General features: G+C 73.6%; 13 protein-coding genes. 5 read left to right on the plus strand and 8 right to left on the minus strand.

Features of this window, described 5'->3' with window-relative positions:
- Positions 1–547: 547 nt before the first annotated feature.
- Positions 548–997 (plus strand): PTS glucose transporter subunit IIA, encoded by a 450-nt coding sequence (locus tag ACIHCL_RS31815; protein WP_399867457.1) that lies wholly within the window; start codon positions 548–550, stop codon positions 995–997.
- Positions 998–1,072: 75 nt separating this feature from the next.
- Positions 1,073–2,743, plus strand: a complete 1,671-nt coding sequence (ptsP, locus tag ACIHCL_RS31820; protein ID WP_399867459.1) for a phosphoenolpyruvate--protein phosphotransferase — start codon at positions 1,073–1,075, stop codon at positions 2,741–2,743.
- 85 nt (positions 2,744–2,828) lie between these two features.
- Here the strand turns inward: ptsP and ACIHCL_RS31825 are convergent, their stop codons facing one another.
- Both ACIHCL_RS31825 and ACIHCL_RS31830 read right to left on the minus strand, forming a co-directional pair.
- Positions 2,829–3,827 (minus strand): hypothetical protein, encoded by a 999-nt coding sequence (locus ACIHCL_RS31825; RefSeq protein ID WP_399867460.1) that lies wholly within the window; start codon positions 3,825–3,827, stop codon positions 2,829–2,831.
- Positions 3,828–3,895: 68 nt separating this feature from the next.
- Positions 3,896–5,872 carry an acetoacetate--CoA ligase gene (locus tag ACIHCL_RS31830; RefSeq protein WP_399867461.1) on the minus strand — a complete coding sequence of 659 codons (1,977 nt, stop codon included), beginning with the start codon at positions 5,870–5,872 and terminating at the stop codon, positions 3,896–3,898.
- A gap of 221 nt (positions 5,873–6,093) precedes the next feature.
- Here ACIHCL_RS31830 and ACIHCL_RS31835 point away from each other — a divergent pair, with 221 nt between their 5' ends.
- Positions 6,094–8,445, plus strand: a complete 2,352-nt coding sequence (locus tag ACIHCL_RS31835) for a glycoside hydrolase family 31 protein (protein ID WP_399867463.1) — start codon at positions 6,094–6,096, stop codon at positions 8,443–8,445.
- A gap of 116 nt (positions 8,446–8,561) precedes the next feature.
- Here the strand turns inward: ACIHCL_RS31835 and ACIHCL_RS31840 are convergent, their stop codons facing one another.
- Positions 8,562–9,095: an NUDIX domain-containing protein gene (locus ACIHCL_RS31840; protein ID WP_399867464.1), complete on the minus strand. Its 534-nt coding sequence runs from the start codon at positions 9,093–9,095 to the stop codon at positions 8,562–8,564.
- 292 nt (positions 9,096–9,387) lie between these two features.
- Between ACIHCL_RS31840 and ACIHCL_RS31845 the strand changes: the two genes are divergently transcribed.
- Positions 9,388–9,741, plus strand: a complete 354-nt coding sequence (locus ACIHCL_RS31845; RefSeq protein WP_399867466.1) for an Mpo1-like protein — start codon at positions 9,388–9,390, stop codon at positions 9,739–9,741.
- 54 nt (positions 9,742–9,795) lie between these two features.
- Here the strand turns inward: ACIHCL_RS31845 and ACIHCL_RS31850 are convergent, their stop codons facing one another.
- The 4 genes from ACIHCL_RS31850 to ACIHCL_RS31865 are packed head-to-tail and all read right to left on the minus strand — an operon-like array spanning position 9,796 to position 14,148.
- Positions 9,796–10,401: a GTP-binding protein gene (locus ACIHCL_RS31850; RefSeq protein ID WP_399867467.1), complete on the minus strand. Its 606-nt coding sequence runs from the start codon at positions 10,399–10,401 to the stop codon at positions 9,796–9,798.
- Positions 10,382–10,807, minus strand: a complete 426-nt coding sequence (locus ACIHCL_RS31855; RefSeq protein ID WP_399867468.1) for a DUF742 domain-containing protein — start codon at positions 10,805–10,807, stop codon at positions 10,382–10,384. Before ACIHCL_RS31855 ends, ACIHCL_RS31850 begins: the two co-directional genes overlap by 20 nt.
- Before the next feature lie 9 nt (positions 10,808–10,816).
- Entirely contained in the window at positions 10,817–11,260 is a 444-nt protein-coding gene (locus ACIHCL_RS31860) for a roadblock/LC7 domain-containing protein (protein WP_399867470.1), read from the minus strand.
- Positions 11,257–14,148, minus strand: coding sequence for a nitrate- and nitrite sensing domain-containing protein (locus ACIHCL_RS31865; protein ID WP_399867545.1), 2,892 nt, complete (start codon positions 14,146–14,148; stop codon positions 11,257–11,259). The genes ACIHCL_RS31860 and ACIHCL_RS31865 overlap by 4 nt, the downstream gene beginning before the upstream one ends.
- Positions 14,149–14,551: 403 nt before the next feature.
- Between ACIHCL_RS31865 and ACIHCL_RS31870 the strand changes: the two genes are divergently transcribed.
- Positions 14,552–15,022 (plus strand): hypothetical protein, encoded by a 471-nt coding sequence (locus ACIHCL_RS31870; RefSeq protein WP_399867472.1) that lies wholly within the window; start codon positions 14,552–14,554, stop codon positions 15,020–15,022.
- Between the two features lie 156 nt (positions 15,023–15,178).
- Here the strand turns inward: ACIHCL_RS31870 and ACIHCL_RS31875 are convergent, their stop codons facing one another.
- Positions 15,179–19,969 carry a hypothetical protein gene (locus ACIHCL_RS31875; protein WP_399867474.1) on the minus strand — a complete coding sequence of 1,597 codons (4,791 nt, stop codon included), beginning with the start codon at positions 19,967–19,969 and terminating at the stop codon, positions 15,179–15,181.
- Between the last annotated feature and the right edge of the window lie 38 nt (positions 19,970–20,007).

Consider the following 20,007-nt stretch of genomic DNA (forward strand, 5'->3'; position numbering starts at 1 on the left):
GGCACGCTGTTGAGTTCTCAAGGAACGGACGCTTCCTTCGTACTCACCCCGACCATCCGGTCCAGGCTTTCCTCCGGGCTTTTCCCTTCGGTCTTACGTTTCCGACTCTATCAGACTCTTTCGCGTCCGATTCCCGGTCGAAACGGGCCCCCTGCGAAGCAGAAGAATTTTCACCCGACTTCCAGATCCACGCTTTCGCGTTTCCCTTTCCGTCGGGTCCGACTCTATCAGGCACTTTCCCTTTCCCTGACCAACCCCCTGCCCCAGACAGAAGAGCCTGTGGACATGCCGGTGCCGATCGCGAATTGGAATCGTGTGCTGATAAATCGTCGCCGACCCGATATGCACGGAGCGCCCGGGTCAGGCGGAGGTACGACCATACAGGCGGGCCTGAGGCGAGGCAAATCGCAGTCGTCGGCCCCCTAAGCCACTAACCGTCAGCACTCGGGCGGAATCGGCACTTCTTATGACTTACGCTGCTGAACAGCACGTCGTCCGCGAGCCGTGAGGACGGCACCCGAGAGCTCCACCCCTGGGAGGGTTCCCCATGACCACTGTGACGTCGCCTCTTGCCGGACGCGCCATCGGGCTCGCCGCCGTACCGGATCCGGTCTTCTCCGGCGCGATGGTGGGGCCCGGAACCGCCATCGATCCCGTGCGTGAACGGTCCGAGGCCGTCTCGCCGGTCGACGGCATCGTCGTCTCCCTCCACCCGCACGCGTTCGTCGTCGTGGACGACGAGGGGCACGGTGTGCTCGTCCACCTCGGCATCGACACCGTCCAGCTCAACGGTGAGGGCTTCGAACTGCTCGTGAACAAGGGGGACACGGTCGCGCGCGGCCAAGGGATCGTGCGGTGGGATCCCGCGGGTGTGGAGGCCGCGGGGAAGTCTCCGGTGTGCCCGATCGTCGCGCTGGAGGCCACCGCCGAGTCCCTTTCCGCCATCCGTGAGGACGGGGACGTGAAAACCGGCGAGACTCTTTTCGGCTGGCAGTGACGGACTCGGCACGTGACAGCGGACCGGATATCCACCGCGGCGGCACGGGCCACCGCACGACCGGGGACGGGTGAGATGGAGACAACGCTGCGGGGCGTCGGCGTGAGCCACGGAGTGGCGATCGGCGAGGTGCGCCACATGGGTACTGCGGTGCTCGAACCACCGGCCAAGCAGATTCCGGCCGAGGAGGCGGAGCGCGAACAGGGGCGCGCCCGCCAGGCCGTGGAGGCCGTGGCGGCGGACCTGATCGCACGTGGCAATCTGGCCGGGGGCGAGGCTCAGCAGGTGCTCGAGGCCCAGGCCATGATGGCGCAGGACCCGGAGCTGATGGCCGACGTGGAGCGGCGCATCGCCGTCGGCAGCACCGCCGAGCGGGGCGTCTACGACGCCTTCGCCTCCTACCGGGCGCTGCTCGCCAACGCCGGGGAGTACCTGGCCGGTCGGGTCGCCGACCTCGACGACGTGCGTAACCGGATCGTGGCCCGTCTGCTCGGGGTGCCGATGCCCGGTGTACCGGACAGCGACGAACCGTATGTGCTGATCGCGCGGGATCTGGCGCCCGCCGACACGGCGCTGCTCGACCCCTCCCTGGTCCTCGGTTTCGTGACCGAGGAGGGCGGGCCGACCAGCCACAGCGCGATCCTGGCCCGGGCGCTCGGGGTACCCGCCGTGGTGGCCCTTCCCGGGGCCGGCGAACTGGCCGAGGGCACCGTCGTCGCGGTGGACGGCAGCACCGGTGAGGTCTTCGTCGGCCCGGGCGCCGAGAAGCGTGCCGAGCTGCGGAGCGCCGCCGCCGCGCGCAAGGCCGCGCTGGCCGCGTCGACCGGCCCGGGAGCCACGTCCGACGGCCACAGGGTGCCGCTGCTCGCCAATGTGGGCGGACCGGGAGACGTGCCCGCGGCGGTCGAGGCCGGCGCGGAGGGCGTGGGCCTCTTCCGTACCGAGTTCCTGTTCCTGGACGACAGTGGGCGGGCGCCGTCGGAGGAGAGGCAGACCGCCGCGTACCGCGCGGTGCTCGAAGCGTTCCCCGAGGGGCGCGTCGTGGTCCGGGTGCTGGACGCGGGCGCCGACAAGCCGCTGGACTTCCTGACGCCCGCGGACGAGCCGAACCCGGCGCTGGGTGTGCGCGGGCTGCGCAGCCTGCTGGAGCACCCCGAGGTGCTGCGGACCCAGTTGACCGCGCTGGCGAAGGCGGCCGAGGGCCTGCCCGTCCACCTTGAGGTCATGGCCCCGATGGTGGCGGACCGTACCGATGCGCGGGCCTTCGCCGATGCCTGCCGGGAGGCGGGTCTGGGAGCGAAGTTCGGCGCGATGGTGGAGATCCCGTCCGCCGCGCTGCGGGCACGGTCCATCCTGCAGGAGGTGGAGTTCCTCTCGCTGGGCACCAACGACCTGGCGCAGTACACCTTCGCCGCCGACCGGCAGGTGGGAGCGGTGTCCCGGTTGCAGGACCCGTGGCAGCCGGCCCTGCTCGACCTGGTCGCGCTCTCGGCACAGGCGGCCCGGGCCGAGGGGAAGAGCTGCGGCGTCTGCGGCGAGGCCGCGTCCGATCCGCTGCTCGCCTGTGTCCTGACGGGCCTCGGGGTGACGTCGTTGTCGATGGGCGCCGCGTCCATTCCGTATGTGCGCGCCGCTCTGGCCAAGCACACCCTGGCGCAGTGCGAGCGGGCCGCTTCCGCCGCCCGTGCCGCGGACTCGGCGGAAGAGGCGCGGACAGCCGCACAGGCGGTGCTGTCGGGCGAATAGCTCGATCCCGGCTCCGGGGAAGGGGCTCCCTGCCGATGGATCCGGGGAGCCCCTTCGGTGTGCCCGCGGTGTGTCCCCGGTCGTCTCAGGGGTGCTCCTCCGGCTCGTCCACTCCGAGGTCGAAGCCCGCGCAGTAGTCCACGTGCGGCTCCGGGGCGACGGGGTCGCCGGTGTCCGCGTCGGTGCAGTAGGCGTTGAAGACCTCGCCCGCGGTGAGGGGGACCAGGCTGCCCCGGTCCAGCCGCCAGCCGTGCACCCGGTCGCGGGCGCCGGGGGTGCTGGTGCGGAGCACGACTCCCCCGGTCTTTTCGAGGGCGATGCCGACGGCGAGCACGGTGGCGAACTCGGCGCCTTCCGCCGCGTCGAGGCGGGTGGGGCCCTCGGCGTCGCACTCGGCGTGCAGGACGGCGATCAGGTGCTCGCTCTGTGTGGGGGCGGAGCAGACGAGGTGGTGCGTGCCGGTGCCCGCCGTTCCCAGCATGCGCGACAGGAGATGGGAGGCCCGGTCGAACGCGGCGCGGCCGACGTCCCGGCCGCAGTCCGTGCACTCCCCGAGGCCGGCCAGGGTCATCGCGGCGTACTCCCAGGTGGCCCGGCGGACGGCTCGGTCGATCAGGAGCGGGATCAGGTCGTCGATGCGCTGTCCCGTGTAGGCGACGGTGGCCCCGGACGCGGCGATCTCGGCGGTGAAGCGGCTGCGGCTTGCGGGCGAGTCGGGCGCGATTCCGGATTCGGCGCAGAACTCCGCGTACTCCTCGGGGTCGAAGAGCGCGACCGTGGCGTGTCCGCCCTGTGCGGCCAGAGACCTGAGCAGGTCCTCGACCTGCCGGAGGTAGGTGGGATGGTCGTCGAAGGCGAAGGTGCGATAGCGCCGCATCGCCGCGAAGTCCCGCTCGTCGGCCAGCAGGCCGATGGTGCTGGGGGCCTCGCGGCGCAGCGTGCGTCGCATGGACGTTCCCGTACGGCCGTGGCCGCGGAACCCGGCGGTGACCGCGGTCCTGCCGCGCCGGGTCCTGTCGTGCCCGGTCCTTTCCTGGTCGGCCCGGCCGTGCCCGGTACGTCGGGTGTTCCCGTGGTGCGCCATGTGACTCCCCCAGTGCGCTGACGAACATTGCTCACTCAGAGTAATCACGGGTACTGACAATGCGGCGCTCAGCGGCGTTCGCGGGCCAGCTCCTCATAGAAGCGGAGGAGTTCGAGGTTGTCGACCGAGCCCGGGTTGACCGCCTTGGCCAGGGCCGTTCCCTGCAGGAGGCGCTTGACCGGAACCTCGATGCGCTTGCCCGTGAGGGTGTGCGGAATGCCGGGGACCTCGATGATCTCGTCCGGGACATGGCGCGGGGAGAGATGCGCGCGGATGGTGTGTTTGACGCTCTCGCGGAGGTCGTCGTCGAGCACGGCTCCGTCGGCGAGGTGGACGAACAGCGGCATCCAGTAACCGCCGTCGGGTTCTTCCAGGCCGATGACGAGGGATTCGCGGATCTCGGGCAGCCTCTCGACCGCCTCGTAGATGTCCGCGGAACCCATGCGCACGCCCTGGCGGTTGAGGGTGGAGTCGGAGCGGCCGTGGATGACGACCGAACCGCGTTCGGTGATCGTGATCCAGTCGCCGTGCCGCCAGACGCCGGGGTACATGTCGAAGTAGCTGTCGTGGTAGCGGCTGCCGTCGGGGTCGTTCCAGAAGCGGATCGGCATGGAGGGCATGGGCGCGGTGACGACGAGTTCGCCGACCTCGCCGATGAGCGGCTCTCCCGTGGGGTCCCAGGAGTGGAGGTCCGTGCCGAGGCACGGGGCCTGGAGTTCGCCGATGTGCACCGGAAGGGTGGGGACGGCTCCGGCGAAGCAGCTGCACACGTCCGTTCCGCCGCTGACGGAGGCGATCCACAGGTCGCCGTCGACCTCGTCGTGCAGCCAGCGGAATCCATCGGGCGGAAGCGGGGATCCGGTGGTGGCGACGCACTGGACGCGGGAGAGGTCCAGGTCCCGTCCGGGGTGGATGCCGGCCTTGCGGCAGGCCATGACATAGGCGGCGGAGGTGCCGAAGAGCGTCGCCCCGGTCCGTTCGGCGACCCGCCACTGGGCGCCGACGTCCGGGAAGCCGGGACTTCCGTCGTACAGGACGAGCGTGGTGCCGGTCAGCAGGCCGGAGACGAGGAAGTTCCACATCATCCAGCCGGTGGAGGTGTACCAGAAGAACCGGTCCTCGGGGCCGAGGTCGCAGTGCAGGCCGATCTGCTTGAAGTGTTCCAGCAGGATGCCGCCCTGGGACTGGACGATCGCCTTGGGCAGTCCGGTGGTGCCGGAGGAGTACAGCACCCACAGGGGGTGGTCGAAGGGCACCGGTTCGAAGACGGGCTCCGTGTCCGCGGCGGTGAGGGCGGACCATTCGAGGGCGCCGTCCGGAGCATCGGTGCCCAGCAGCGGGATGTGGACGACGGCCCGCAGGGTGGGCAGTTCGCGGCGCAGTTCGGCGACCGTGTCGGCGCGGTGGTGCTCCTTGCCCCCGTAGCGGTAGCCGTCGACGGTGAACAGGACGACGGGTTCGACCTGTTGGAAGCGGTCGAGGACGCTTCGGGCCCCGAAGTCGGGGGCGCAGGACGTCCAGACGCCGCCGACGGCCGCGGTGGCGAGGAAGGCGACGACCGCCTGGGGGATGTTGGGGAGGTAGGCGCTGACCCGGTCGCCGGGCCGGACGCCGAGCGCGCGCAGTTCGGCCGCGAGCGAGCCGACCCGGCGGCGGAGTTCGGACCAGGACGTCGCGGCCTGGGTGTGGGTCTCGTCGACGTGGAGCAGCGCGGGGGCGTCCGCGCGCGAGGGGTCCTCGCCGGTGCGCAGGGCGTGTTCGGCGTAGTTCAGGGTGGCGCCGGGGAACCACTGGGCGCCGGGCATGGTGCGGTCGCCGATGACGGACTGGTACGGAGTGGAGAAGCGTACGTCGAACCAGTCGGCGACGGCCTTCCAGAAGGTGTCGAGTTCGTCGACGGACCAGCGGTGCAGCGCCGGGTACCCGCCCTCGGCCGGGGCTCCGTAACGCCCCGCCGCCCAGTTCTGGAAGCGGGTGACGGCCGCGGCGGCGACGCGGTCGGGGCCGGGCTGCCAGAGCGGGGTCTCGTCGGTTGCTGCGGTCATGGGGCTGCTCCCTGACTGTACGGGTACGCGGGGTGGGCGTGGGGCGCGCACACGTGCCGGGGTGTGCGCGTGAGGCGGCCGTTACGGACGATGCCATGTGATCGTCGTTCGCACCAGGGCTCACCGCCCATGGCCCGGGGTCCGTACATGTGGGCCGACCACAGGTGAACGGAAGTTGAACGGGGCCCCCACGTCCTCGGCCGGGTGGCAGGGTGAGCCGCATGAACGGTCGTGACCTGGTGCGCTCGATGAGATGGGTCGGTTCGGCGCGGGGGCTGCGCATGGTGCGCTCCGCCGTGCGCAGGCGGGGCGCGGACGCGCGGGCGCTGCCGCCCCGTGGTGCGGAGCGGGCCCGGGTGCCGGGGCTCGTGACCGGGGCGGAGCCGGGGCCGGGCGGGGGTGTGGTGCGGTTCGCGCGGTCGGAGCTGCGGGTGCGGGTCGCGGTGGGCGGTGCGGTGTTCTGGAGCTGGGACGGGGCCGAGCCGCTGCCGTCGTACGCGCTGGCCGGCGCGGCGCCCGAGCCGGACTCGCGGGCCCGGCTGGAGCCGGACAAGGAGGGCGGCTGGCAGGTGGTGTCGGAGCGGCTGACCTTCGCGGTGTCGCGGCACGGGGCCGTGGAGCTGCGGACGCCGGGCGGGGTGCCGCTGCGGCGAGAGCTGCCGCCGCGCTGGTGGGAGCCGGTCGCGGGAGGCGGGGCGCGGTGGGTGCAGCGTTCCGAGGTGCCCGCGGACGCCCGGTTCTTCGGGCTCGGTGGGCGGGCGTCGGGGCCCCGGCTGCGGGACGGGGTGTACGGGCTGTGGAACACCGATCCGGGCGGGCGTTTCGGGCCGGGTGACGATCCGCTGTATCTGACGATGCCGGTGCAGTTGGTGGTGGCCGACGCCGGAACGCATCTGATGTTCCACGACAACACCTGGTCCGGGCGGGTGACGCTGTGCGAGGGCGAGGAGGGCGCGGGTTCCGGCCATGACCGTCCCGGGACCTGCGAGGTGCGGATGGACGGAGGGCCGCTGCGGTGCTGGGCGACGGCGGGCACGCCGGCCCGGGTGCTGCAGACCTGGACGGCTCTCACGGGCGCCCCGGCGGTGCCGCCGTCCTGGGCGCTCGGTCCGCAGCACGCCCGTTGGGGTTTCGGCGGCGAGCGGGAGGTGCGGAGGGTCGTCGCCGGGTACCGGGAGCGTGGGCTGCCGCTGTCCGCGCTGCATCTGGACATCGATCACCTCGACGGGCACCGGGTGTTCACCGTCGACCGGGCGAGGTATCCAAACCTCCCGGGCCTGGCGGAGGAGCTGCGGGAGGAGGGGGTCCGGCTGGTGTCGATCGTCGACCCGGCGGTGAAGGCGGAGCCCGGGTACGGGGTGTTCGATTCGGGTGCGGTGGTCGGGGACCGGGGCGCGTTCGTGCGGGACGGGCGGGGCCGGGTGGTGCGCGGGGAGGTGTGGCCGGGCGAGTGCGTGTACCCGGACTTCACCGATCCGGCGGTGCGGGAGTGGTGGGGCGGGCTGTACGGGGAACGGCTCGCGCAGGGGTTCTCCGGGGTGTGGCACGACATGAACGAGCCGGTGTCGTTCGCCGCGTTCGGGGATCCGACGCTCCCCCGGTCGGCGCGGCACCGCCTGGAGGGCCGCGGCGGCGATCATCGCGAGGCGCACAACGTGTACGGGCTCGCGATGGCGCGGGCCGGCCATGAGGGGCTGCGTCGGCTGCGGCCCCGGGAGCGTCCTTTCCTGTTCTCGCGTTCCGGCTGGGCGGGGATGCAGCGGTACGGGGGCACCTGGTCCGGTGACGTGGCGACCGGGTGGTCCGGGCTGCGGGCGTCGCTGGCGCTGGTGCTGGGGCTCGGGCTGTGCGGAGTGCCGTACTCGGGACCGGATGTGGGCGGGTTCGACGGGTCGCCTTCGCCGGAGTTGTATCTGCGGTGGTTCCAACTGGGCGCGTACCTGCCGTTGTTCCGGACGCACTCGGCGATCGACGCGGGCCGACGCGAGCCCTGGGAGTTCGGGCCGCGAGTCCTGGAGTACGCGCGGGCCGCGCTGGTGGAGCGGGAGCGGCTGCGGCCGTACTTCGTGACGCTGGCGCGGCTGGCCGGGCTGACCGGGGCGCCGTACGTCCGGCCGCTGTGGTGGAGTGCGCCCGGGGATCGGGGGTTGCGGGACTGCGAGGACGCGTTCCTGCTGGGGGACGCGCTGCTGGTGGCGCCGGTGCTGGAGCACGGGGCGGACCGCCGGGCGGTGCGGTTGCCGCGGGGGCGGTGGTACGACACGGCGACGGGTGAGGCCCATGAGGGGCCGGGCCAGGTGCTGCTGGACGCTCCGTTGTCGCGGGTGCCGGTGCTGGCGCGGGCCGGTTCGGTGCTGCCCGTGCGGGGCGCGGACGGGGGCGTGGAACTGGAGGTGTGGGCGCCGGCGGAGGGCCGCGCCGGTGGCGGGCTGGTGGTGCCGGACACGGGCGACGGCTGGGAGCGGGCGGAGGTCGAGCAGTACACGACGCGGCTGGTGGACGGCGGGGTGCTGGTGGAGCGGGAGGGCGTCGAGGGGCCGGTGGGCCGCCCGGTGCGTGTGCGCGGCGTGTAGGCCGGGGCAGGGTCACCGGACGCCTGGCGGGCATGGGTGCCGGGTGGGTGTGGGCGGGGCGCCGTGGCGGGGTGACGGACGCACGGCGGGCGGCGGAGCCCGGGGCGGTCGTCCGGTCAGTGGTAGTGGCCCCCGAACCACGACCGGGCGGCGGCGGTGTGCAGGGGGAACGCGAGCTCGGCAGGTGCGCCGAGCACATGGAAGCCCGAGGTCTCGTCGGTCGGTACGGAGGGTGGGAGGGCGGCGGCGGGGCGCGCCGGGAGGAGTCCGAAGAGGAGCAGGTGTCCTTCCGGGTCGCTGAGGGCGTCGGCGAGCCGGACGTCGCCCTCGTCGGCCTCGATGCCGGTCTCCTCGCGGAGTTCGCGTACGACGGCGTGTCTCCAGTCCTCGTCGTGGTCGATGAAGCCGCCGGGGAGCGCGATCCCGCCCAGCCGGGGCGGAATGGTCCGGGTGATCACGACGAGGCCGGTGCCGGAACGGCCGGTGACGGGGAGCAGGGCCACGGCGACCGGCAACGGATTGCGGTAGGCCCTGTCGCCGCAGACGGCGCAGGTGCGGGGCCAGGCGGGCAGGACGGTGTACGGTGCGCCGCATGTGGCGCAGTGGGAGCCCTTGACGGGTTCCTCGGGGCGGTGCGTGAACGCGGACACGCGCGGACTGTAGCCGATCCCCTGCCGCCCCCTCCCCGCTCCTGGATCACGGGCCCCTGACCGGTAGGGCCTCCGCCGTCCGCGTCCCGGTGACCGCGTCCTGGTGACCGCAGCCGCCCCGTTCGCCGCCACCGCCCCCGCGGCTCCGGCCCGGCCCGAAGGCTCCCGGCGGGGCACCGACGCACGACGGAAGGGGGCGGCCGGGACCACCCCCGCGGGTTCCGGCCGCCCTCCCCCCTCCGACGCGTCCCGACCGTTTCCGGTTGCGGTCGCAGCCACTACGGTGCCTCGTATGCCACAACAGACGTTCGATTCGTACGAGGAATTCTGGCCCTACTACGTCGCGATGCACTCCAGGGCCGCGACCCGCTGGGTCCATCTGACGGGCACGCTCACCGGTCTCGCGGTCACCGCCTACGGCCTGGCGCGGGGGCGTAAAAGGTACGCCGCGGCGCTGCCACTGATCGGTTACGGGACCGCCTGGCCCGCCCACTTCCTGATCGAGGGGAACAACCCGGCCACCTTCGGGCATCCCCTCTGGTCGCTCCGCGGCGACCTGCGGATGATCCGGACGATGCTGGCGGGCCGGGACCGGGAGCTGGCTCGGACCGCTGCCGAATGGCTCGCGGACAACCCCCGGCCGTGACGCTCGGGGGCGTCCGGCGCCGCCGGACGGTGCGGTCCCGGCCGTAGGGCACCGCTACGTCGTCGCGGGCTCGCGGGGGTGCTCCACCCGCTCCACCGCGTGCTCGACGACCGTCACCAGCACGTCCCGAGCGGAGGAGCGGTCCCGCGCGTCGCACATGAGCACCGGCACCTCGGGGTCCAGGTCCAGCGCCGCCCGCACCGTCCCGGTGGGGAAGCGTTCGGCACCCTCGAAGCAGTTGACGGCGACCGAGAACGGGATCCCGCGCCGCTCGAAGTAGTCGACCGCCGCGAAGCAGTCCTCCAGCCGCCGGGTGTCCGCGAGAACGACCGCGCCGAGCGCCCCCTGGGCCAGTTCGTCCCAGAGGAACCAGAACCGGTCCTGGCCCGGGGTGCCGAACAGGTACAGCACCAGGTCCTCGCGCAGGGTGATCCGGCCGAAGTCCATGGCCACCGTGGTGGTGGTCTTCGCCTCCACACCCGCCACGTCGTCCACCGGGCGGCCCGCCTCGCTGAGCAGTTCCTCCGTGCGCAGCGGCCGGATCTCGCTGACGGCGCCGACCAGGGTCGTCTTGCCCACTCCGAAGCCGCCCGCCACCAGGATCTTCAGGGTGACGGGGTCAACGGGCCGCTTGCCGCGGCTAGAGCGCCCGAAGGCCATTGATCACCTCGCGGAGAATGCTCACGTCCGGCAGTTCGGCCGGCGGAACGGGACGGGTCACGTGTACGAGCTCGTTCTCGACGAGGTCGCCGACCAGGACCCGGACCACCCCCACGGGGAGGTCCAGGTCCGACGCGAGCTCGGCTATCGACTGGGGCATGGCGCTGCAGAGCTCGACGATCTCCACGTGTTCCGGCGAAAGCGTCTGGTCCCGGGCGGGGTCGTCGGCCGCGGGTTCGGGGACGACTACCGCGATCAGGTCGAGCCGGTGGCGGGAGGCACTGCTGGTTCGGCCGCGGGTCATCGCGTACGGGCGGACCACCGGTCCCGCGTCCGCGTCGTACCAGTGCGGCGCCCGGCGGTCCGTGTGCGATGAAGGAGGTCCGGAGGAGGGGTCAGCGCTCATGCCGTCCGCTCACCCCCCGCCGGTCCGACCGCTCGTCCGGGGTGCGTTGGCCAGGTGGGCGCCGACGCGCTTGACCATCAGCGTCATCTCGTACGCCACCAGGCCGACGTCGGAGTCGGCGTCGGCCAGCACGGCGAGGCAGCTGCCGTCCCCCGCCGCCGTGACGAAGAGGAACGCCTCGTCGAGTTCGACGACGGTCTGGCGGACCCCGCCCGCTTCGAAATGGCGTCCCACGCCCTTGGCGAGGCTGTGGAATCCGGAGGCCACGGCCGCCAGATGCTCGCCGTCCTCGCGGCTCAGTCCCTCGGACGTGCCGGTGGCGAGGCCGTCACTGGAGAGCACCAGCGCCTTGCGGATGCTGGCGACGCGTCCGACGAGTTCGTCGAGGAGCCAGTTGAGCCGGCCGGAGCCACGGCGTTCGGCGTTGGTTGCTACGGCGTTCGGTGCGGTCATCGACCGTCCCCTTCGGAAGTGGTTCCTTGTGCTCTGTCACCGGGACCGGTCGCGTCCTCGGCGTTCTCCCGGCGGCCGCGCTGCCAGCCGCGCTGGAGGGAGGCCATGCGGCTGCGCACCTCGTCCGCATCGCGTTCGAAGTCCCGGGCCTGCCCCGACCGGGCCGGCTCGGGGGCACGGTCCCCGGCGACCTCGCGTAGTTGCGGGACGAGGCTCGCCTGCCGGACGCGGCGGGGCAGACCGCCCACCGTGTCGCCGGGCGGGTCGGCGGCGGTCTCACCCCCGTCCCCGGCCGGTTCGGGGGCCACCGCGGACGAGGCGGGCCCGGTGGCTTTCCGGAGGCTCGCGGACCTCCGGGGTTCGGTGGTGTCGCGCGGTGCGGATTCGCCCGTGCCGGCCGCGGAGAGGTGCGGTGCGGCGGAGGGGGCGGCCGTGCCGTCGGGTGCGGGGCGGTCGGCACGGGGGCCGACGGCCTGGCGGGACGGGGAGGCGTGCCGCCCGGTTTCGGGGTGGGCGCGTCCCGCCTCGTCGATCCTGCGCCCGTTGTCGGCGACCAGGGTCGGCGGTTTGCGGCGGGGCAGCGGCACGGGTCCGGCGGCGTGCCCCGTTCGCGCACCGCCCGGTCGGCCGGACGCCTGCCGGTGCTGTTCGCGATCCCGGTCGCGTCGGCGGCCTCGGAAGATGCCGCCGCGCTCGCTGTCGGCGTCGTCGAGATCGGCCGCGCCGTTCAGCAGCGGGTCGAGCAAGGGGTCGTGCCCGAGGTCCGCCGTCCCCACCGGTCCTTCGAGCTCGACCGGACCGTCGAGGAGGGCCGGGTCCGCCACGGCGGCCGGCACGGGGACGAGACCCGGGGGCCTGCCGACGGCCCGGCGGTCCGGCGGGTCGCCCGGCCGGTCCTCGCCGCCGCCCGGCCCCTGGCGGCCGGACGCCTTCGTGCCCGCGGCCTCCTTCTCGGACCGCCGGTCGAGCCGGAAACCGGTGCCGTGCGTCTCCGGGGCCTCGGTGAGCACCGACCCCGGGATGAAGACGACCGCGGTCGTGCCGCCGTACGGGGAGGTCTGCAGCGAGACACGGACGTGCTGCCGCTGGGCGAGGCGGCTGACCACGAACAGGCCGAGCCGGTCGGTGTCGGAGAGTTCGAACTCGGGGGTCTCGGCGAGCCGCAGGTTCGCGTCGAGGAGGGCGTCGGGGGCCATACCGAGGCCGCGGTCGTGGATTTCGAGCGTGAAGCCGTTGGAGACGCGCTCGCCCAGCACCTGGACCCCGGTGTGCGGGGGCGAGAACACGGTGGCGTTCTCCAGGAGTTCGGCGATCAGATGGGTCAGGTCGGCCACGGCGGGTCCGCTCACCCCGATGCGGGGCAGCCGCCGGACCTCGATCCGCTCGTAGTCCTCGACCTCGGCGACCGCCGCCCGTACCACGTCCATCAACTGGACCGGCTTGCGCCACTGACGGGACGGGGCGGCGCCGGAGAGGATCACCAGACCCTCGGCATGGCGGCGCATGCGCGTGGTCAGATGGTCGAGGCGGAACAGATCCGCGAGTTCGTCGGTGTTCTCGGTACGGCGCTCCATGGCGTCCAGGAGCGTCAGTTGCCGGTGCAGCAGCACCTGGTTGCGGCGGGCGAGATTGACGAAGACCTCGGACACGCCGCGCCGCATCTCCGCCTGTTTGACGGCGGCTTCGACGGCGGCGCGCTGCAGGGTGTTGAGCGCCTGCCCGACCTGGCCGATCTCGTCCCGTTCGTACTGGAGCCTCGGTGCCTCGGTCTCGACGTCGATCTGCTCGCCGGCGGCCAGCCGGCGCATCACGCTCGGCAGCCGGACACCGGAGACCTCTTGGGCGTCCTTGCGGAGCCGGGAGAGGTCGCGGACGAGCTCACGGCCGATGCGTACGGAGACGGTCACCGAGGCCAGCAGGGCCAGGAAGCCGAGGACACCGGCCACCCCGGCCTTGATCAGGACGCTGTATCCGGCGGGCTTGCTCCGGTCCTGGAAGCGCTGGTCCATCCCGGCGCGGTCGGCGGCCAGCCGGTCCAGGACCGGCGTGGCCGCCTCCTGCCAGCGCTCGGCGTCGAGCGTGCGGGGTTCATCGGTGGGACCGGCGTCGAGGAGCATTCTCTCCGCACTGCGCAGTGCCTCGCTGTCCGGGCTCGACCAGTACCCCTGGACGCGTTGGCGTTCCGCGGAGGGGAGCACCTCCCCGTTGATCTCGTAGAGCAGTCCGCGGTTGGCGACGAGGTCGGAGACCTGGCGCAGTTCGGCGGCGGTGAGCCGTCCGGCGGCAAGTGACGAGGCGACCAGCGCGTCCTCGCGGGAGAGCATCTCGCGGGCGCGTGAGATGCCGACCAGCGCACGGGCGTGCTTGTCCAGCGCCACGTTCTCCGTCGTGCGCAGTCCGCTGAGAAAGCGGTGGGCGGGATCTATGAGGCGGCCGTAGAACTCCATGGCCTTCGAGCGGTCGATCGTGCGCGTGTCGACCGACGCGCGGAGCGCGCCGATCCCCTCGACCGCGCCGAGAAGGGAGTTCAGCCGCGTTTCGTCCTCCGCCCGCAGCGCGTCGCGGATGTCCTCGTGCCGCGCGCCGTTCCTCACGTCCGACAGGAAGCGGTCGGTGACCGCGCGTTGGCGCCGAAGCAGCGGCAGCGCGTCGGAGGTCCTGGGGTCGGCGAGGAGCACGAGGGTCTGGCGGCGCTCGTCCTGGAGGGCGCGGACGGTGTTCTCCAGAGGACGGCCGACCTTTTCCGCGATGGTGCTCGCGCGCATCAGGCGGCCGGCCTCACGCCCCGTCAGATACGTGGCGAAGCCCCAGAGCCCGGTGAGGGAGACGAGGGGCACGAGCAGCAGTGCCACGATCTTCCTGCGGATGGACTTCCCGCGAAAGCGCACGGCCTCCCCCAGCCCGACCCCACGGGGCGAGGGGTCGTGTCCCGTCAGCAAACGGCGAGAGCCTACTACCGACGGGGAGACAACTCGAAGGGATGTCTGGGATGTTTTTCAGCCGTGCCGCTGGCTTCGATCATGAGTTTTCCCGGTATTCCGGACCGCGATTTTCGCGAAAGCAGCGGAAGGGCCCCGTCCGGGCGTCAGACTGTCGGGCAGGGCAGTTGGCTGGATTTTTTCCCTCGATGACAGATCGGGGGAATTTTCCCAGCCTGTCACTCGTCTCCCTGTACGGGGCAGGGGAGACAACGGGAGCACTTGGGACAGGACGGTCCGATCCACCCGCGTAGAGACGGTGCACACCGGGCATAAACCCTGGAGTCGGACATCGGTGGGGAGTTGAGAGTTCTTGGACACGGAAGAACGCCGGGGCCCGGGGCCGTCGGCACCGGCCGCGGGGTCGGTGCCGACGGGCGCTCCCGACGCGTCGTTCCCGCGTCAGCACCGCCGTCAGCTCTGGGTGGAGGAGCCCGCCACCCGTTGGCGGATGCCGGACCCCGTCCGTACGGCCGCCGTGCGCGCCGTGCTCATCATGGCGCTGACGATGATTCAGGCCGTGGTGGCCTTCCTGTGCACGCTGGCGGAGTCCTGGCTGGCCTTCCCGATGGTGCTGAGCAGCGTGGGCAGCACGGTGATCGCGACCTGGGCGGTGCTGGACGTCTGGGTCACCCGGCAGGTCTGGAACCAGCGCCACGGTGTGGTGTCCGTGCCGAGCAGTACGGCACGGCAGTTGCGCCGCGAACGGCGCAGCGCACGACGGGCCGCCCGGCGGGAGGCGCGCATGAGCCGCCGGGACGCGGGCGACCTCTCACGCGCCTGAACGGCCGCCGTACGGTCGCGCGGGCGGGACGCGGCGAGGTGGTCGGTCCGCATCCCACCGCCCGGCCCCGGTCCCGCCCCGGCTTCGCGTTTCCGGGCGCGCGCTGACACGTCCCCGGGTGCCGGACGCCGACCCGGGCGGGGCGGGACGGGGCGGTCACGCGTCGGGCTCGGCCCGGGAGGCGGAGTCGTCCGGAGCCACCGGAGCACGCCGGAACATGCGGGTGGCGGTGATCTCTCCGTGCACGGTCCCACCGTCCGGGTCCCGCTGTGGCAGGCCCGGGCGCAGGTGCTCCTCCACGCTGATGTACTTCAGCCCGGCCCGCAGGTCCGCGTCATTGCGCAACCGGATGACCAGCGGGAATTCCGCGAGCGCCGTGGTGTCGAACAGTCCGGTGGTGTAGAGCAGCTGCACGCCGAGAGCGTCGGACACCGCGCGCTGGAGCTCCAGCAGATAGGTGGCGTTGGCGCGGCCGATGGGGTTGTCCAGGAAGAGCGTGCCCGCGTGCCGGTGCTGAAGCCGGTCCTGGCCCCGGTCGTTGCTGCGCAGGGCCGCCATCGTGCAGTACAGGGCGATGGCGGCGGTGAGCAGCTGCCCGCCGGAGAACACGTCGCCCATCTGCCCGACCGGGACCCGTTCGGCACGCAGCACGGCGTCCGGCTTGAGGATCTCGACGGCGACGCCCTTGGGCTCCAGTGCCGCCTGCACACCGCGCAGCAGCAGGGACATGCCGTCCCTGCGCAGGTCGGAGTTCTTCTTCAGCGCGGCGCGGGTGGCCTCGTCGACGACCTCGCCGAGCCGTTCGGCGAGGGTCGCCTGGTCGGGTTCCTCGAAGCGGATCCGGAGGAACTCCTGCCCCGACCACTCCCCCAGTCCTTCGGGCAGCCGGGAGAGCCGCTGGGCGGAGCGCAGGGTGGCGAGCGAGGACTCCACCAGTCCGCGCAGCCGGTCCACGATCGAGTCGCGATTGCGTTCCAGCTGTGCCAGTTCGTCGGTGAGGACGCGGAGCCTGGGCGCGAAGGCGGCGGCCCACTTCTCCGCGTGCTCGGGCAGTGCCGCGGCCGGCAGCTCACGGATCTGCTGCCGGGCCGGGGTGCGGACCTGTTCGTAGCGGGTGGAGTTGGCGTGCCGCACGAGGACGTCGCTCGCCTCCCGCACGGCGCCCTCGGCGGCGGACAGCTCGGAGGCCCAGCCGCGCAGCGCGCGGCGGGCCTCGGTGGCGGACCGCCGTGCCTCGTCGAGGCCGCCGGGATACGGCTCGGGGGCCTCGGCGTCGTCCTCCGCCCCGTGGTCCCTCAGGAGGTCCCGCAGGAGTGCCGCGGTCTCGTCGAAGCCACTCGCCGAGTCCTCGGCGGTGCGATGCGCGTGCAGCAGTTCGGCATGGGCGGCGCGGGCGGTGTCCAGGGTCTCGGTGGCGGCGGCCAGTTCGGCCGTGGCGATGCGCAGCAGGGTCTGGGCCTGGTCGGCGTCGACGGGGACCAGCTCGCCGGGGAGTTCGGTGTGGTGGGCCTCCCCGTCGGCCGGGGCCAGGCGCTCGGCCTCGCCGCGCAGCCGGCCGAGCTGCTCGCTCGCGGCGGAGGCCCGGGTCTCCAGGAGCTGGACCAGGGACTCGGCCCGGGCCGCGGCGGCCTGCCGGGACGGGCCGTCGGCGCCGTCCGGGCCTTCGAGAAGCTGGGCGGCCCGGGTCCGGACCTTGTTGGTGAGCCGGTCCAGCTCGGCGAGGGCGGCACTCTCGTCGCTCTCCGCGCGGGCCTGTTCGGCCCGCAGGTCGGCGCCGACGCCCACCTTCTCGTAGAGCTGGGACGCGGTCCGGTATGCCTCCCGCAACGCGGGAAGGGCGGGGCGCGGGGCGTCGTCCTCCGGCTCCGGGAGGTGCTCGGGCGCACCGGCGATCTCGGCGCGCTCGGCCCGCAGCGCGCGGGCCGTGCGCCGGGCGTCGTCGGCGGCGCGCTGGGCGGCCCGGCGGTCCTCGTCGGCGGCGCGGGCCCGCTCTAGGCAGTAGGTGGCCCGCGCCTCCGCCTCGGCGACGTCATCGGTCCGTTCGCGCAGCCTGGCCTGCCAGGAGGTGCGTTCGCGCAGCCGGTGCGCGAGTCCCGCGAGGGCGTCGGCGGCGCGGCGGGCACGCTGGGCGGCCTCCTGGCGTTCGTCGCGCAGCCGGGCGGTGTCCGCCGCGGCCTCGTCGGCCTCGGCGCGCACGGTGCGGGTCTCGGCCAGCCGGACCTCGGCCGTCTCGGCGGCCGTGCGGGCGTCGCGGGCGGCCTCGGCCAGTTCGGCGAGCATGCCGGGCGGGCAGTCGGCACGCCAGGAACCGATGCGGGCGGCCAGGGCGCGGTCGGCGGCGAGGCGTGCGGCGAGGGCGCGGATGTCCTCGTCCCGGGCGGCGGCCCTGCTTCTGAGGGCCTGTCGCTCCTCGTCGGCCGCGTGCTCGTCGTGCATCGCCGGGTTCGGCGGGACGAGGAACACACCGTCGGCGTCCGCTCCCGAGCCGGGGCCGGGGACGGGGGCGAGCAGCGCGGCGGCGGTGCCCACGGCCACGGCGGAGCGCGGAAGCAGGGCGGCGCCGCTGAGGGCTTCGCGGGCGCGGGCGTGCGAGTCGGGATCCGTGATGACGACGCCGTCGACGAGTTCGGGCCGGGTGGCGAGCACGGAGGCGTGGTCGGCGGGGTCGACGGCCTGGGCGAGGTAGCGCCAGCCGGGCAGGGCCGGGATGCCGTGCTCGCCGAGGTATTCGACGGTGGCCAGGACGTCGGGTCCGGGCGGCAGCAGTCCGCCGTCACCCAGCGCACCGAGGATCCGGGCGTCGTCGGCCGCGGCGGTGCGCAGATCGAAGAGGCGGCGCTCGGCGGAGACGACGGACTGGTCGAGCAGCTCCCGCAACTGGTCGGCGCTGCGGTCGAACTCCTCGGCGCTGAGCGGCCGTTCGTGCTCGGCCTCGCCGGGGTGCGGGGTTCCGGACGGCCGGATGGCCCGGCCGTCCGCCGCGCCGTGGTCCGGTCGGCGGTCGTCCGCGCTCCGGTCCTCCGCGTCCCGCCGGCCGCCGGCGGTGTCCGGAGGGGTTCCGTCCGCTCCGTTCCGGGGCCGGGGCAGGCCGATGTCCCGTGCGGCGGGCAGGCCCAGCAGTTCGGCCAGGCGGGGGGCCGCGGCGATCGACTCGGCGGCCCTGCGCTCGGCCTCGTACGCCTGCTCGGCGGCGTGCGCGGCATCGGCGGCGCGCGCGGCGGCGAGTTCGGCGCGGCTCTCGGCCGCCGTGGCCTCCCGGGCCCGTTCGGCCGCTGTGCGGGCGGCCTCCCGGGTTGTCTCCCAGGCGGCGACGGCGGACTGCTCGGCGTCGCTGGCGGCGAGGGCCGCGCGCGCCGGGTCGGCGTCCGGGGCGGTGTCGTCGAGCCAGCCGGCCCGTACCGCCTCGGCCGTCTCCTGCTCGACCTCGGCGAGGCGCTGGCGCAGGTGTCCGGCCTCGCTGCGGGCGCGCTGGGCCTCGGTGGCGGCGATGGTGGCGTCGCGGTGGGCGGTCTCGCCCGTGGCCTGGAGGGCTTCGGAGCGGGCCTCCTCCTCGTTGGCCAGGGCCTCGCCCGCCTCGGCCGCGGTGTGCAGGGCCCGAACGAGGTCGGCGGCGGCGCGGGCGCGGGCGGCGAGTGCGGGCGCGGCGTCGCGCTCGGCCTCGCGGATGGCGGCGGCGACCCGGGCGGAGCGGTCGGCGGCGGCCCGGTGGCGCAGGACGGCCTCGGCCGCCTGCCAGGCTGAGTGCAGGGTGCGGGCGTCGCCGAGTTCGCGGCGCTGGGCGGCGGCGCCCTTCTCCGCCGCGGCCAGGGCCAGCGAGGCGTGCCGGTAGGCCAGTTCGGCGGCGATCAGGGCGCTGCGGCCACGGGCTTCCTCGGCCGTGGTGACGGTGTGGGCGGCGGACGTCACCTGCTGGGCCAGTTCGGTGGACCGGCCGCGTTCCCGGCCGGCGCGGGCGGAGAGCCTGCGGGCGAGTACGCGGGTGCGGCGCTCGGCGCCCGCATGGACGTCGCGGGCGCGGGCGCGGGTCTCCGTGGCGTCCACGATCCGGCCGAGCAGGTCGACGGAGCCCGCGGTGAAGTCGCGCTCGGCGGTCAGTTCGGCGCGTCGGCCCAGTTTGCTGCCGAACCCGCTCACCAGATCGGCGAGGCCGTCCGTGTCCCGGGTGTCGGTGACGGCGCGCAGCAGCAGGTCGGTGAAGTCGGAGTCCTTCTTGACCGCGAAGAGCCCGGCCGCCTCGCCCTCGTCGGCGTTCATCTCGCGCTGGTAGCGGAAGAGTTCGGGGTCGAGACCGAGGTCCCCGAGGTGTTCGTTCCAGCGGTCGTGGACCTCCTCCCAGTGCACGTCGAGGTGCTGGTAGAACTTGCCCGCCTCCATCAGGGCGTCGCGGAAGCCCTTCATCGTGCGTCGCCTGCCCTTCGCTCCGGAGGCGCCCTCGGCGGGGCGGCGCACGGAGGTGGACTCGGCGACCGGCAGGGAGTCCAGGCCGAGGCCGGGACCCGGGCGGAAGGAGTACCAGGCTTCGGCGAACTTCCGCGGGTCGTTGGAGACCTGGCGGCCTCGCCACTCGCTGACCTTGCCGACGACCACGCATGCGCCGGTGAGGGTGTGCTGCCATTCCAGGGCGACATGGCCGCAGTCGTCGGCGAGCAGGAACTTGCGCAGTACGCCGGAGCTGGCGCCGCCGAGGGTGTTGCGGTGACCGGGCAGCATCACCGAGAAGATGAGTTTGAGCAGCACCGACTTGCCGCCGCCGTTCTCCAGGAAGAGGACCCCGGCGGGGGCGGGGCGGCGCGGCGGGCCGACCGGTTCCTCCTCGAAGAACTCCGCCTGGGCCGGGGCGGGGTCGGGCACGGGCTCGCCCACCCCGCGCAGGTCGAGCACGGTGTCGGCGTAGCGCGCGCCGGCCGGCCCGATGGAGTAGAGGCGGACCCGGGACAGCTCGTACATGTCGGCGGACTCTCGTCGTTCAGGAAGCGGGAGGGGAT

The organism is Streptomyces sp. NPDC052042, from assembly GCF_044548345.1.
Classification (GTDB): domain Bacteria; phylum Actinomycetota; class Actinomycetes; order Streptomycetales; family Streptomycetaceae; genus Streptomyces.

Bases quoted from the DNA above. Each gene is read 5' to 3' on its own strand.
- ACIHCL_RS31815 (WP_399867457.1), top strand. From the start codon at position 548: ATGACCACTGTGACGTCGCCTCTTGCCGGACGCGCCATCGGGCTCGCC.
- ptsP (WP_399867459.1), top strand. From the start codon at position 1,073: ATGGAGACAACGCTGCGGGGCGTCGGCGTGAGCCACGGAGTGGCGATC.
- ACIHCL_RS31825 (WP_399867460.1), bottom strand. From the start codon at position 3,827: ATGGCGCACCACGGGAACACCCGACGTACCGGGCACGGCCGGGCCGAC.
- ACIHCL_RS31830 (WP_399867461.1), bottom strand. From the start codon at position 5,872: ATGACCGCAGCAACCGACGAGACCCCGCTCTGGCAGCCCGGCCCCGAC.
- ACIHCL_RS31835 (WP_399867463.1), top strand. From the start codon at position 6,094: ATGAACGGTCGTGACCTGGTGCGCTCGATGAGATGGGTCGGTTCGGCG.
- ACIHCL_RS31845 (WP_399867466.1), top strand. From the start codon at position 9,388: ATGCCACAACAGACGTTCGATTCGTACGAGGAATTCTGGCCCTACTAC.
- ACIHCL_RS31850 (WP_399867467.1), bottom strand. From the start codon at position 10,401: ATGGCCTTCGGGCGCTCTAGCCGCGGCAAGCGGCCCGTTGACCCCGTC.
- ACIHCL_RS31855 (WP_399867468.1), bottom strand. From the start codon at position 10,807: ATGAGCGCTGACCCCTCCTCCGGACCTCCTTCATCGCACACGGACCGC.
- ACIHCL_RS31860 (WP_399867470.1), bottom strand. From the start codon at position 11,260: ATGACCGCACCGAACGCCGTAGCAACCAACGCCGAACGCCGTGGCTCC.
- ACIHCL_RS31875 (WP_399867474.1), bottom strand. From the start codon at position 19,969: ATGTACGAGCTGTCCCGGGTCCGCCTCTACTCCATCGGGCCGGCCGGC.